This is a genomic window from Streptococcus equinus (assembly GCF_900101445.1).
Taxonomy (GTDB): Bacteria; Bacillota; Bacilli; order Lactobacillales; family Streptococcaceae; genus Streptococcus; species Streptococcus equinus_B.
The window spans coordinates 95,492-108,664 of record NZ_FNKE01000001.1 but is presented as its reverse complement, the minus strand read 5'-3'; the positions used below and the strand labels follow the sequence as shown (position 1 = coordinate 108,664).

The window sequence follows — 13,173 nt, the reverse complement described above, 5'->3', positions numbered from 1 at the left end:
TTAGCATTAGAAAAAGGCTCCTCGGAGCCCTTACTTAATTATTCGAAAAAAAAACTCGGAAAATCCGAGCTTTTTCTTATTTATTTCATTTTACGGTGTTTATCAGGATCCCAGACAAAGCTTGCAATGTAGCTAAAGAGTAATGTCAAAAGAACAACGACAATAGCTACCAAACCAAGTGGAACACGATAAATGTATGTCAATGGATTTGGTTTTTTATCGATGTGGTAAGTTGCATTTTCAGCATCCAAGCGGTCAAATTCAGTTTGAATACGGTTTGCCACTTCTTCGATACCTTCATCGTTCATGCGTTTGATGTCAGAAATATCAATTGGGTTACCAAAGTTCATGTCAACACGTTCACCAGTCAAAAGACCTTTTAGTTGCATTGGTCCTGCGTAAACAACTGGCATGATTTTAACTTTTGCCATTTTAGCGATGACAGCAACCCCACCTTTAACATCTGTTGAATGACGACTTCCACTTGGAAACATGACAAGTGAACGATTGCTTTTTTTCAACATGTTAATTGGGTATTTGATGGCTTTTTGACCAGGATTTTCACGGTCAATTGGAAAGGCGCCACACATGCGAATCCACCAACCAAATATACGATTTGTGAACAATTCCTTTTTAGCCATGAAAATGAATTGTTTTGGACGAGCAGCGAAAGCCATATAAACAGGGTCCCACCATGTACGGTGCGGTGCAACCAAAATATAGTTTTCATCTTTGCTCAAAATTTTGTCTTCATTGTGATAATGGGCATTACCATTGATAATCCAAAGAAGGAAAACCACTAGCCCGCGTAAATAAGTATAAAACACAGATTTACTCCTTTTTTTCTCATTACCTTACATTGTACCATGCTTAAGCGGTTTTAGAAAGTAAAAATTAACGACCTCGCTAGTGAGAATAGGCAAAATCTGCTATAATAAATGTCATGACTAAATCAATTTTAAAAGAAGGTGAGCGTATTGATCAGCTCTTTTCGACAGATGTAAAAATTATTCAAAATAGAGAGGTTTTCAGCTATTCTATCGACAGTGTCCTCTTGTCACGTTTCCCAAAAATTCCATCACGTGGCTTGATTGTTGACCTCTGTTCTGGAAATGGTGCCGTTGGACTTTTTGCCAGCACCCGCACTAAAGCGCCAATCATCGAAGTTGAAATTCAGGAGCGCTTAGCTGACATGGCAGAGCGTTCAATCCACTTGAACCACTTAGAAGACCAAGTTCAAATGATTAATGATGATTTGAAAAATCTTCTAACTCACGTACCGCGAACTGGCGTTGACTTAATTCTGTGCAATCCACCATATTTCAAGGTGTCAGAGACTTCTAAGAAAAATGTATCTGAACACTATCTTCTAGCTAGACACGAAATCACAACAAACCTTGAAGAAATTTGTGACATTGCAAGACACGCTCTAAAATCAAATGGAAGACTTGCTATGGTGCACAGGCCAGATCGCTTTCTAGACATCATCGATACCATGAGACAGTACAATCTGGCACCAAAACGCATCCAATTCGTTTACCCAAAAATGGGAAAAGATGCTAATATGCTTTTGATTGAAGCTATCAAAGATGGTTCAACCGATGGTCTAAAAATCCTTCCACCACTTTTTGTTCACAAAGAAAATGGCGAGTATACCGACGATATTTTTGAAATCTATTATGGAAAAAACGGAAAGAAAGACTAAAAAAGCTTTTATGTACGTGGTAGAGTGTGCAGACGGTACGCTCTACACTGGCTACACTACAGATGTAGAACGCCGCATCAAAACGCATAATGCAGGTAAAGGCGCTAAATACACAAAAAGCCGCTTACCTGTCAAACTCATTTACCAAGAAAGTTTTGATAGCAAAGAAGCCGCCATGTCTGCAGAAAGCTATTTTAAACAAAAAACACGACAACAAAAACTCGATTATATTAACGAACACACTTTGTAAATTCAAAGTGTGTTCGTTTCTTATGGATGTAATAATTGATATAGAGCTCCAAGTAGGTTAGCGTCATTTTTAAATGTAGTTGCCACAATTTTAGGTCGTGTTAACACGTGCTCTGTCACCTTATCTTCATCTAAAAGTAAATCATATTGATGATTAATTTCATCTACCAAAACAGGCTGAGAGCTAATACCGCCACCTATCGCAAAGCATTCCAAATCCAAAGTTGTATGAACGTTCAAGATAATCTGAGCAATAGTTCGACAATAAGTTTTAAAAATAGCAAGTGCTGCTAAATTTTTTTCAGTGATAGCATCGAAGGCTTGCCGACCATCTTTTTCATCACTATTTCCGACTGCTCTATTAACAGCAGAAACCATTCCTACTGCTGACCCAAGGTAACCACTTGTACGTTCAAAACCTTGCCTTTCAAGATTCAATGCCAAAAAACTTAATTCGCCAGCTTGAAAATGTGAACCATTTCGGAGCTTTCCATCTAGGATAAGACCTCCACCAACCCCGGTTCCTAAAACAATAGCTGCACCATCTTTAATTCCTCTTAGACTGCCCTGCCATACTTCTGCGAGAGCTGCTGCTTTTGCATCATTAACAACAGCTACTGGTAAACCATATTTCTCGAAAAACATATCTTTGATATGAATATTTTTCAAATAATCAAGTGCGCCACCAAGATAGATAATACCGTTTTGAGTGTCTACACAACCAGGTACGCTAAAAGCAATACCACTTATTGCATCCTTATAGTTTTTAATCACAACATCAATTGTTTTCCAAAATTCTTGGCTATTATCTGGAGTACAAGTAGAATCTTTTTCAATGATTTGCCTATTCTCAGTAATCAATGCATATTTTATGCGTGTTCCACCGACATCAAAGATTAAATATCTAGTCATACTGCCCCCCTTAACTATTCTTGACATCATTTCGAATTTGTCTAGCATTTTTTCCAAAATTGTCCTCTAATGCACGATTCATTGATCTTAATCCACTAAATCCATGCTCTAAAGCTATATTTGTAAAGCTATCTTTAGTTTCTATTAAATGATCACGCGCCTTCTGAGCACGTATATTTCTCAAATACTGTCCCAAGGTTACTCCAAGATGTGTTTTAAAAAAACGTGCCATGTAAGATCGTGAAAGATGGCAGTGCTCTGCCAAATCTTCTAAATGAATACTTTCCTGGTAGTGAAGCCGTAAAAAATCATCTATTTTCTTAATTCGCTCAGCAATCTGCAAACGATTATCCTGGCGAACAGTTGAATAATCATCCACCAGAAAAAACTCAACTAATATTTCTAAAACCTTCAAAATTCCAAGATTTATTTTTAAATTCCTATCAGAACTATCAGCTTGAGAATCTGAAACTATTTTTTTCAAAATCTCTTGAAGTTGACCATACGCCTTTTTTTGTGCATTTGAAAATTGCTCTGGGTGATTAATATCAAAGCGACTATACGCAATTCTTTCACACTGCCCAATCAGAAAAGGATAAGGATATGTTATCGTGAGTGCAAGATTAGACTCTTCCTTATGTTTCAAAACACGAATACTATGAACCTCTTGCGTATTAATCACTAAAATGCGACCAGAATGCGTTTGAAAATTTTCACCTGCGACATAAAACTGGTCAATCGAACCTTTTAAGGTATAACTCAGCTCAACTGCCCTATGCCAATGTGGCGAAATATAAGTTGAATCCTGATTATCATGAACGATTAAAAAAGAAAGTAGTCCTTGGTTAGGATTGATAACTTCATGCTGACTTTGTTCCAAAAAATACCTCCTTATAAAAGAATTCACTCTCAGATTTTTTCTTCTTTGACATTACTAACGTGAAGTTTATGTACTCTCACGTAATGAGCAACAGCATAAATTGTGATAAAAGCAAAACCAATTGCTGAAATCAGCAAAGTATTGCTTGCTGCTGTGCCTAAAAAACTTGAAAGAAGTCCCATAATACTTGGTGACAAGAAACAACCAACATTTACCATGACAAGAACAATTGTTGTTGCCAAGTTAACAGAATTTTGAGGAGCTGCCCAACCAAGCCAATTATACATATATGGTACCGCAAATCCAAAACCAATACCACTAATAACCATAGATAAAAGCAATGTAAACAGATTATGAGAAATCGCTGTCAAAAAGAATCCTAAAGTCACTAGCAAAAAGCCAATTGGAAAAATTTTATCACGCAATTTCTTGAAGAAAAATCCAAATGATGCCCCAATTGGAATTCCGACTAAAGTTGAAAAACCTGCGACCATGGCTGCTGTCGAACTTGTCCCGATACCATTTTCGATAATCATATTTGGCAATTTATAGCTCATTGGCAAATAAAACATGAAAATAAAGAACATCAAAACGGCGATAAGAATTACCTTACCATTAACAGATTGTTTTTGAGTGCTATCATTTTGTACTGCTTGCCCACTTTCTTTTTTCAATGGTACAAACAAAGTGAACAGAATCAAAGAAGGAATAACAAGGAAATAAATCACAAAAGCAGCATGCCAACTAATTGTGACTAGGTATCCTACCAAGAAAGAAGAAATTGCTGCACCAATACTACTCATAACATTTTGAAAACCAAGCATCGTTGCGCGCTCTTCTTCATTGTCATCGTAAAATTGAGGAATCAAACTAACTGCCAAAGAATTAAACAAACCAATCCCTGCCCCAAGTAAAAAACGTGAAATCAAAATCGGCGTAAAAGCTGTTGCGTACATTGGAAAAGTTCCAGCTAGTAAAGTAATTACCAAACCTGCCAAAACTGTCGATTTTTGCCCTAAAAAACGAATCAAAAATGGGCTGATAAACAAACCAACCATGATACCAAAATTCGGAACGGTCGCCAAAGTTTCAACACTGCTCTGGCTAACTCCCGGAAATGCATCATACATTAGTGGCAACGCCGCTGAAATCTGCGGTGCTATCATCAAAAAGAGAGAAATAGAAAGCAAAGATATTTTAAAAGATAATCGATCTTTCACTGGTTTCATAGCAAAATCCTCCTAAAGTACAAATCTTCCTTATTCAAGAGCCTTGCAAGCGCTTCTAATTTTTTACAATCTTATTATAGTAACTTAGACTCTTTGTTAAAATAGCAATAGTCACCAGAAAAAGGCGCTCAGTAACCTTTTTTAAAATAACTACTACTGCTATTTAGGTCACTGTACGCCTATTTTTAGATAAAATAATACTAGATTTTCCTTCTCTTTTAACTTAAAATCAAATTAAAAAAATAGAAAAGAGGCCTCAAAATGGTAGTTAAAGAAGATATTTTAAAAGCTGCTAAAGCTATGAATGCTATTTGTAAAGAAAATGACGATAAGCGAGACGAAGGCTTACCACATGACATTCCAGAAGTTGAACGTTTTGATGATATTTCCTATGGTCCAAAAGAAAAGTGGAATCTTCTGGACATCTACCTTCCTAAAAAAAGAGGTGAAAAAATTCCAACAATTATCAGTATTCATGGTGGGGGTTGGGTCTATGGAACAAAAGAAACCTACCAATTCTTCGGACTCAGTTTAGCTAAAAATGGTTTTGCCTTTGTTAACTTTAACTATCAACTAGCACCCGAAGTTGAATTTCCAGGTGAACTAGATGATGTCAATCGCGCTATGCACTGGATTGCAGAACATGGCATGGATTATCATTTAGATTTAGATAATATTTTTATCATTGGAGATAGCGCTGGTGGTCAAATGGCAATGCAATATTTAACGATTTTGACCAATGATAAATTTCGTCAAAAATTTGGTTATGAAAAACCAAACTTCATCGTTCGTGCTGCTGCTATTAATTGTGGTGCTGCTTTTCTTAACCTTCCTGGTATGATTGAAGGGGCTCCTCAAGCTTATTTTACTGATAATGTTTTAAATTCTAAAAAGGACATGCTTGAAACAGAAAAATACATCACTCCTAACATTCCACCACTACTTCTCACAACAGCAAACCAAGATTTCATTCGTGATTGTACTGTTCGACTAGATGGTTTCTTAACTGCTAAGCACATCAATCATGTTTTTCGTAGTTATGGTACACCTGAAGAACCTAAAGCTCATGTCTTTAACTACAATGTCAAAGACCCGGTAGCAACAAAATGCAATTTAGAAATTTTAGACTTCTTCAAGCAATATCTTGCTTAATATCAACCGCTTCTGCTGATTTGCAGAAGCTTTTTTCATACAAAAAAACACCCTGCTTAAGCAGAGTGTCTCAGTTATTATCTTTCACCTTTATTTCGGATAACAAATCCAGGTTTCTTTTCACTTGATGTGCGGTGTGGGCGCTTGTTATCTTTATTTTGGAAATCACGTTTGTTCTTAGATGATGTACGTTTAAAATCGCGGTAGCCGTTATCACGGTCATCACGTTTACGGTCACGTCCACCACGACGATTATCACGACCACGACCGTTATTGCGTCCACCTTTACGGTTGTTAAATCCACCACCTGAAGGTTTAAATGGTAATGGTTTTTCACGCGCAATTTCAACTTTTGGAAGAGTTTCAGGGTCTTTCACTGTTAAGCTCAAAATGTAAAGAGCTAACTCTTCTGGTGTGAATTCTGCTGCCAATTTAACCGCATCACCCTTAAATTTATCAAAGCTGTTACGGATTTTTTCATCAGCAAAATCACGTTCAATTTTCTTAAGAGCAACTTTTTTCTTAGCTTTAAAGGCTTCGTCAGCTGTAGCTGGTTTCAAACCTTTCATGCGTTTTTTCGTCAATTTTTCAATAATTGACAAGTAACCCATTTCGTTTGGTGCTACAAAAGTGATAGATTGACCATGTTTACCTGCACGACCTGTACGACCAATACGGTGCACATAGCTTTCTGGATCTTGAGGAATATCGTAGTTATAAACGTGTGTAACACCTGAAATATCAAGACCACGAGCAGCTACATCAGTTGCAACCAAGATATCGATGTTATCATTTTTGAAATCGCGTAGAACACGAAGACGTTTGCCTTGGTCAAGGTCACCGTGAATACCTTCTGCACGGTAACCACGCAATTTCAAACCACGTGTCAATTCATCAACACGACGTTTTGTACGTCCAAAGACGATTGACAATTCTGGTTGGTCAACGTCCATCAGACGAGTCATTGTATCAAATTTATCTTGTTCTTTAACACGAATGTAGTATTGATCGACAAGATCAGTTGTCAATTCTTTAGCAGCTACTTTAACGTGTTCAGGATTTTGCATGAATTTAACCCCGATACGTTTGATTGCTTCAGGCATTGTAGCTGAGAAAAGAAGTGTTTGACGTGTCTCAGGCACACGGCTGATAATAGCTTCAATATCTTCCAAGAATCCCATGTTAAGCATTTCATCTGCTTCATCAAGAATCAATGTTTCTACGTGTTCAAGTTTCAAAGCTTTACGTTTAATCAAATCAAGCAAACGACCTGGTGTTCCGACAACAATATGAGCACCTGAGCGAAGAGCTTTAATTTGTTTTTCAATGCTTGAACCGCCGTAAACTGAACGAACTTTAACACCTTTTTCACGACCAAAACGGAACAATTCTTCTTGACCTTGAACCGCTAATTCACGTGTTGGAGCAATAACCAAAGCTTGGACAAGATTACGACTTGTATCAATTTTATCCAATGTTGGTAGACCAAAGGCAGCTGTTTTCCCTGTACCAGTTTGCGCTTGTCCGATAACATCCTTACCTTCCAATGCCAAAGGAATTGTCAATTCTTGGATTGGAGAAGGCTCAACAAAGCCTGCTTTTTCAACAGCAGCAAGGATTGCTTCCGATAAGTTAAGTTCTGTAAATTTCAAATTTTTCTCTTTTCTAAAAGGCAGTGCGAAGCTGCCTTATTAAACTTTAGTTTCGTTGTTTAACAACTTAACTAGTGTAACACATTCTAGGTCAAAAAGATAGGAAACAGTTTTATTTAATATGAATAACACGTTTTCATAGTGTCAATTATTTAAATATTCTGTAAAAAAGTTATTAGCGCTTTTTTTGACGATTTTTAAGTTTTCTTTAAGCTACAACAGATAAAATGTAGACATCCTAAAACTTTTCTTTTTCATAATCTCAAGGAAACAGCTCTGATTTGTCAGAGCTGTTTTTTTATGCTGATAACCAAAAAAGCCTGAGCAATGCTCAGACTTTTTATTATTACATTTTTTCTTCCAAATCAACATCTGGGTATTTATCCGCAAACCAACGAAGTGCAAAGTCGTTTTCGAAAAGGAAAACGGGTTGGTCGAAACGGTCTTTAGCCAAGATATTACGGCTTGAAGACATGCGTTCATCAAGATCTTCTGGTTTAATCCAACGAACAGTCTTTTTACCCATTGGAGTCATAACAACTTCAGCGTTGTATTCATTTTCCATACGGTGTTTAAAGACTTCAAACTGCAATTGACCTACCGCACCAAGCATGTATTCGCCTGTTTGGTAGTTTTTATACAATTGGATAGCCCCTTCTTGTACCAATTGTTCAATCCCTTTGTGGAATGATTTTTGTTTCATGACGTTTTTAGCAGCAACTTTCATGAACAATTCTGGTGTGAAGGTTGGTAGTGGTTCAAATTCGAATTTATTTTTACCGACAGTCAAGGTATCACCAACTTGGTAAGTTCCTGTATCATAAACCCCGATAATATCACCGGCAACGGCATTTTCAACATTTTCACGTGATTCAGCCATAAATTGTGTCACGTTTGATAATTTCACTGATTTTTTCGTACGTGCTAGGTTAACGCTCATTCCACGTTCAAATTCACCTGATACGATACGAACAAAGGCAATACGGTCACGGTGACGTGGGTCCATATTGGCTTGGATTTTGAAGACAAATCCTGAGAAATCTTTATCGTAAGGATCGATTTCATTACCTTCAGTTGTTTTGTGACCATGTGGTTCTGGAGCAAATTTCAAGAAAGTATCTAGGAAAGTTTGCACACCGAAGTTTGTAAGGGCAGAACCGAAGAATACTGGTGTCAAATCACCAGATAAGATAGCTTCTTCTGAGAATTCATTTCCTGCTTCTTCTAGCAACTCAACATCTTCCAAAACTTGTTGATAGAATGGGTTGTTAGCAAAAAGTTTATCCCCTTCTTCCAAATCCGCAAAACGTTCATCACCTTTATAAAGTTCCAAACGTTTGTTGTACAAGTCGTAAAGTCCTTCGAATGATTTACCCATACCGATTGGCCAGTTCATTGGATAACTTGCGATACCAAGCACTTCTTCCAATTCTTCCAATAAGTCAAGTGGTTCACGACCGTCACGGTCAAGTTTGTTAATAAAAGTGAAAACTGGAATATTACGGTGTTTTACAACTTCAAATAATTTTTTAGTTTGTGCTTCGATACCTTTAGCTGAATCGACGACCATAACCGCAGCATCCACGGCCATAAGCGTACGGTAAGTATCTTCAGAGAAGTCCTCGTGCCCTGGCGTATCAAGGATATTCACGCGTTTACCAGCGTAATCAAATTGCATCACTGATGATGTCACAGAGATACCACGTTGTTTTTCGATATCCATCCAGTCAGATTTAGCAAAGTTACCTGTTTTTTTACCTTTTACGGTACCTGCTTCACGGATTTCTCCACCAAAATAAAGTAATTGCTCTGTAATTGTCGTTTTACCAGCATCCGGGTGACTGATGATGGCAAAGGTACGACGTTTTTTAATGTCATCTTGAATTGTCATTTTATTTCCTTATTAATCTTAATTATCTCTTTAAAAACGTATCACTCATTAAAGATTATAGTGGCCACATTGGTCCACTCCTTTTTCACTGCAATACAAAAATAGAGCCATGGACTCCCATAACTCTATTATTATAACGAAAATTAAACGCTATTTCAATATTTCTCCTCTAGCTTATCATCAGAAACCGCAAAATAATTCAGCAATAAGATAGTGCAGATTTCAACACTTGCTCCATAATGTTCCATAGTACCAATAAAGAATGTCAACAAGAAAAGTAAACTATGGAAAAGTGTGAATTTCTTCCCTTTTAACTGAACCAACAAAAAGATTGGATACATGCAAAAAAGGATAATTCCTTGTCGCAAAAGCGCATCAACATAGAAACTATCATCATACATTGGAACACCGTTAATCTCTGTAAATGTTGGAATATTTCTTGGCATCCAATTGAGACCAAATTGCTCTAGATACGCATGACCAATGCCAGTTCTTCCAGTAAATAGATGATTCAATGTGACAAAGATAGGATTATCTGGTGTAAAATATCTCGGTAAAGCAAGACCAAGTGCAAACATTCCTATAACAAATGGCATGATAATATATCCTGAAACTTTAATTTTCGATAAAAGTGGTTTCAAGAAATAACACAAGATAATACCAAGCGCAATGAAAAATGATGTCCTTGAATCCGTCACCGAAAAGACAAGCAAAGCAGCTAGCAACATGATTAGACCACTGACAAAGCGATAAGGCTTTCTAAGCAGTGAAAAATCATAAATTAGAGTAATGAAGAACATTCCAAGTGAATTTGGATGCATAAAACCATAAGAATGTCTTACAATATCTGTATGTGGTCTTACTCCAGAGACATCATGAATAAGATGTCCATTGTAAGCCAATAAAACCATAATAGCCACGACTAGCTTGAAATAAAAAAGTGCGGTGATTAATTTATCATCATCTTTATCAACACTTTCTGATAGTAAGAAGAAGACAATCATGCTTAAATCATCAATTGCCGTATCCAGATAACCTGATGCTGGCAATAGAATCATAAAAGCAATCGCGAAAACCCCAGCTAAAATTTTATCAAGTGAAAAGCCTGTTCGACGGAAGTTCCATAAATAAATGGCAAATCCACCAATAATTGACAGGCTAGACATAAACAGGAAGACCTGTTGTGGAAATGGATAACGTTTTAAAAACCAAGCTAAAAATAAAATACAACATTCAAGGAAATACAGCGCTCGGTAGATAATAACCGAGTCTTTATTTCCCTCCTTAACACTTTTCTCTACCATCTCCACCTCACTAGTTTTCCAATGCTTCTACAACTTTAGCGAGATGCATTGAATTACTACCTTTCAGTAAGATTTGGTCAGCTGGTTGTAAAACTGTTTTAACCGTTTTTAGCATATCATCGAATTGATCTTCATCAGCTGTTTTCTTAAAGTAATAGACTTTACCTAGTGGGAACATTTGACTAGCAAGTTGTGCCAGTTCAGCAATGTCTTCACCGTAGAAAATGAGTGTATCTAGTGTTTCCGGTGACAAGCTCATAATCATACGCTTGTGAAGTTCAACAGATTGCTCACCTAATTCTTTCATATCAGCAAGCACAGCGATTTTTTTACCGCCTTCATTAGCAGGAATTTTAGAGAATGTTTCTAAAATCAAACGCATTGCTGTTGGGTTAGCATTGTAGACATCTGACAGAATATCTGCACCATTAGCTGCTTTCTTCCATTCTGTACGGTTACGTGTCAATTCAATGTTTTCTAAGGCTTCAACAATATCATCATCTGAAATAGCTAATAATTTACCAACATAAGCTGCCACCATAGCATTTGTCGCATTGTATTTTCCTGGAACAGGAAGTGTAATCGGACGGTCAATCACATTTGTCGTAAAAGTAAGTGAGTCTTTGCTTTCTTGCAAATCTTTGACAAAAATCTCAGCACCATCACCGAAGCGGATAACCATTTGACTCTCTGGTAAATATGGATCAACAATAGCATCAGCAGGCGCAATCAAAATACCGTCTGAGTCCATCCCATCAACAATCTGAAGTTTACCTTTAGCAATTTTCTCACGGCTACCAAAGAATTCCAAATGAGCCTCACCTATCAGAGTCACAACACCAATGTGTGGCTTAGCCAGTTTTGACAAGAGATGAATATCACCCATGTGATCTTGTCCCATTTCAAGGACAATTTTTTCTGTGTCATCAGGCATGTGAAGTGCTGTATAAGGTAAGCCAATTTCATTATTGTAGTTACCTTGTGTTTTGTATGTTTTATATTCTGTTGAAAGTACCGCAGCAATCATGTCTTTGGTCGTTGTTTTACCATTTGATCCTGTTACTGCAATCACATCAACGCGTTGTTTTTCAAGATAATAACTTGCTAGAGCTTGAAAAGCTTCTAAACAATCATCAACTAAAATATAAGGATGACCTTCTACTTCGCGCTCTGAAAAAGTTGCAACTGCTCCATTTTCAAAAGCTGTTTCAATAAAGTCATGTCCATCACGCGCACCCTTTAGAGGTAAGAACAAATCGCCTTTTTCAATCTTGCGACTGTCAAATTCAATTTGTCGCAGGGGAACGTCATCAAACTCCGAAATCGTATTCTTAGCGCCAACAACTTTGGCGACTTCATGTAATGTTAATTTCATTTTTGAATCCTTTTTTATTTTAAAAAATCTAGTGTGTTAACGCTTTTTATTATACCACATTTTAGAAACCATGCAGGAATTTTTATGATACAATTAGAGATGCAAAGCTTGTTTTGCACAGAGTAGATGATTCGCGTCAAGTGTGTGTGAATGGGATGTCGTCACACAACGAAGCAATTTGCGCGGTGAATCGTTGCATCCGCTGTTATTTTTTAACAGCTCCAGTTTTCAAATGTAAAAAGGAGCAAAAAATGAAAAACATTTTTCAAACACCAAAACTCACATCAAAGCGCCTCGTGACCCTAGCTATGCTAATTGCACTGGCATTCATTGTTGGAAAATTTTCTATTCCAGTCATTCCAGAACAGTTGGTCGTAAGCTTTACTTTCATTGTCAATGCTATTATCGGAATGGTTGCCGGTCCTATTTGGGGATTTATTAGTTTTGCCATTCTTGATGTCGTTGATAATCTCTTAAGTGGTCAAGGAAACTTTATTATCTGGTGGACTTTGATGGAAGCTGTTCAAGGATTTTTTTATGGACTTTTCTTCTATGGAAAAGAGCTCAAATGGTCAAATAAAAAAGATTGGCTTCACGTCACTCTAGCAGTACTTGTTACCATGCTGATTAGTACTTTTATCTTCACACCACTGCTTGTTCAGATTTATTTTCACGTTCCATTTTGGGCACAATATCTAGCAGGTCGCTGGTTAAAAATCTTTGAAATTCCAATTCGTATTATCGTCATCATGCTTGTTGTTCCAAGGTTGCAGCGCATCCCTGAACTACGCAAGCTTGCTAATTTATAAATCAAAAACCTCAGA

At 37.1% G+C, this 13,173-nt stretch carries 12 protein-coding genes and 1 riboswitch; of the genes, 4 read left to right on the top strand and 8 right to left on the bottom strand.

Annotated elements, in window-relative coordinates:
* Positions 1-80: 80 nt before the first annotated feature.
* Positions 81-827 (bottom strand): lysophospholipid acyltransferase family protein, encoded by a 747-nt coding sequence (locus BLR83_RS00560; protein WP_074559556.1) that lies wholly within the window; start codon positions 825-827, stop codon positions 81-83.
* Positions 828-943: 116 nt separating this feature from the next.
* Here BLR83_RS00560 and BLR83_RS00555 point away from each other — a divergent pair, with 116 nt between their 5' ends.
* Positions 944-1,705 carry a tRNA1(Val) (adenine(37)-N6)-methyltransferase gene (locus BLR83_RS00555; protein ID WP_074481911.1) on the top strand — a complete coding sequence of 254 codons (762 nt, stop codon included), beginning with the start codon at positions 944-946 and terminating at the stop codon, positions 1,703-1,705.
* Positions 1,680-1,955 carry a GIY-YIG nuclease family protein gene (locus tag BLR83_RS00550; RefSeq protein WP_074559554.1) on the top strand — a complete coding sequence of 92 codons (276 nt, stop codon included), beginning with the start codon at positions 1,680-1,682 and terminating at the stop codon, positions 1,953-1,955. The genes BLR83_RS00555 and BLR83_RS00550 overlap by 26 nt, the downstream gene beginning before the upstream one ends.
* 20 nt (positions 1,956-1,975) lie before the next feature.
* On the opposite strand, the gene BLR83_RS00545 is transcribed toward BLR83_RS00550, so the two are convergent.
* From BLR83_RS00545 to BLR83_RS00535, 3 genes are read right to left on the bottom strand one after another with little or no spacing between them, the layout of a single operon-like run.
* The gene (locus BLR83_RS00545; protein ID WP_074559551.1) at positions 1,976-2,866 is read right to left on the bottom strand and encodes an ROK family protein; all 891 of its coding nucleotides are present in this window, start codon (positions 2,864-2,866) and stop codon (positions 1,976-1,978) included.
* Positions 2,867-2,876: 10 nt separating this feature from the next.
* On the bottom strand, positions 2,877-3,746 hold the full coding sequence (locus tag BLR83_RS00540; protein ID WP_074559549.1) for a response regulator transcription factor: 870 nt from the start codon (positions 3,744-3,746) through the stop codon (positions 2,877-2,879).
* Between the two features lie 29 nt (positions 3,747-3,775).
* Positions 3,776-4,975 (bottom strand): MFS transporter, encoded by a 1,200-nt coding sequence (locus BLR83_RS00535; protein ID WP_074559546.1) that lies wholly within the window; start codon positions 4,973-4,975, stop codon positions 3,776-3,778.
* Between the two features lie 261 nt (positions 4,976-5,236).
* Here BLR83_RS00535 and BLR83_RS00530 point away from each other — a divergent pair, with 261 nt between their 5' ends.
* Complete coding sequence (locus BLR83_RS00530; RefSeq protein WP_074559544.1) at positions 5,237-6,127, top strand: alpha/beta hydrolase; 891 nt, start codon at positions 5,237-5,239, stop codon at positions 6,125-6,127.
* Positions 6,128-6,204: 77 nt separating this feature from the next.
* Here BLR83_RS00530 and BLR83_RS00525 read toward each other — a convergent pair whose 3' ends face one another.
* The 4 genes from BLR83_RS00525 to BLR83_RS00510 all read right to left on the bottom strand — a co-directional run bounded on the left by BLR83_RS00525 (position 6,205) and on the right by BLR83_RS00510 (position 12,349).
* On the bottom strand, positions 6,205-7,779 hold the full coding sequence (locus BLR83_RS00525; protein ID WP_027967940.1) for a degradosome RNA helicase CshA: 1,575 nt from the start codon (positions 7,777-7,779) through the stop codon (positions 6,205-6,207).
* Between the two features lie 346 nt (positions 7,780-8,125).
* Positions 8,126-9,670, bottom strand: coding sequence for a peptide chain release factor 3 (locus BLR83_RS00520; RefSeq protein WP_006531502.1), 1,545 nt, complete (start codon positions 9,668-9,670; stop codon positions 8,126-8,128).
* Between the two features lie 155 nt (positions 9,671-9,825).
* Positions 9,826-10,974 carry a polymerase gene (locus BLR83_RS09990; protein WP_074559541.1) on the bottom strand — a complete coding sequence of 383 codons (1,149 nt, stop codon included), beginning with the start codon at positions 10,972-10,974 and terminating at the stop codon, positions 9,826-9,828.
* Between the two features lie 10 nt (positions 10,975-10,984).
* The gene (locus tag BLR83_RS00510; RefSeq protein ID WP_074559539.1) at positions 10,985-12,349 is read right to left on the bottom strand and encodes a UDP-N-acetylmuramoyl-tripeptide--D-alanyl-D-alanine ligase; all 1,365 of its coding nucleotides are present in this window, start codon (positions 12,347-12,349) and stop codon (positions 10,985-10,987) included.
* A gap of 116 nt (positions 12,350-12,465) precedes the next feature.
* A riboswitch (THF riboswitch) is annotated at positions 12,466-12,556 on the top strand.
* A 44-nt stretch (positions 12,557-12,600) separates the two neighbouring features.
* Between BLR83_RS00510 and BLR83_RS00505 the strand changes: the two genes are divergently transcribed.
* The gene (locus tag BLR83_RS00505; RefSeq protein ID WP_074559537.1) at positions 12,601-13,158 is read left to right on the top strand and encodes a folate family ECF transporter S component; all 558 of its coding nucleotides are present in this window, start codon (positions 12,601-12,603) and stop codon (positions 13,156-13,158) included.
* The last annotated feature ends 15 nt before the right edge of the window (positions 13,159-13,173 follow it).

Excerpts from the sequence above, each read along its gene's own strand:
- BLR83_RS00555 (WP_074481911.1), top strand. The coding sequence starts at position 944 with ATGACTAAATCAATTTTAAAAGAAGGTGAGCGTATTGATCAGCTCTTT.
- BLR83_RS00550 (WP_074559554.1), top strand. The coding sequence starts at position 1,680 with ATGGAAAAAACGGAAAGAAAGACTAAAAAAGCTTTTATGTACGTGGTA.
- BLR83_RS00545 (WP_074559551.1), bottom strand. The coding sequence starts at position 2,866 with ATGACTAGATATTTAATCTTTGATGTCGGTGGAACACGCATAAAATAT.
- BLR83_RS00535 (WP_074559546.1), bottom strand. The coding sequence starts at position 4,975 with ATGAAACCAGTGAAAGATCGATTATCTTTTAAAATATCTTTGCTTTCT.
- BLR83_RS00530 (WP_074559544.1), top strand. The coding sequence starts at position 5,237 with ATGGTAGTTAAAGAAGATATTTTAAAAGCTGCTAAAGCTATGAATGCT.
- BLR83_RS00520 (WP_006531502.1), bottom strand. The coding sequence starts at position 9,670 with ATGACAATTCAAGATGACATTAAAAAACGTCGTACCTTTGCCATCATC.
- BLR83_RS09990 (WP_074559541.1), bottom strand. The coding sequence starts at position 10,974 with ATGGTAGAGAAAAGTGTTAAGGAGGGAAATAAAGACTCGGTTATTATC.
- BLR83_RS00510 (WP_074559539.1), bottom strand. The coding sequence starts at position 12,349 with ATGAAATTAACATTACATGAAGTCGCCAAAGTTGTTGGCGCTAAGAAT.
- BLR83_RS00505 (WP_074559537.1), top strand. The coding sequence starts at position 12,601 with ATGAAAAACATTTTTCAAACACCAAAACTCACATCAAAGCGCCTCGTG.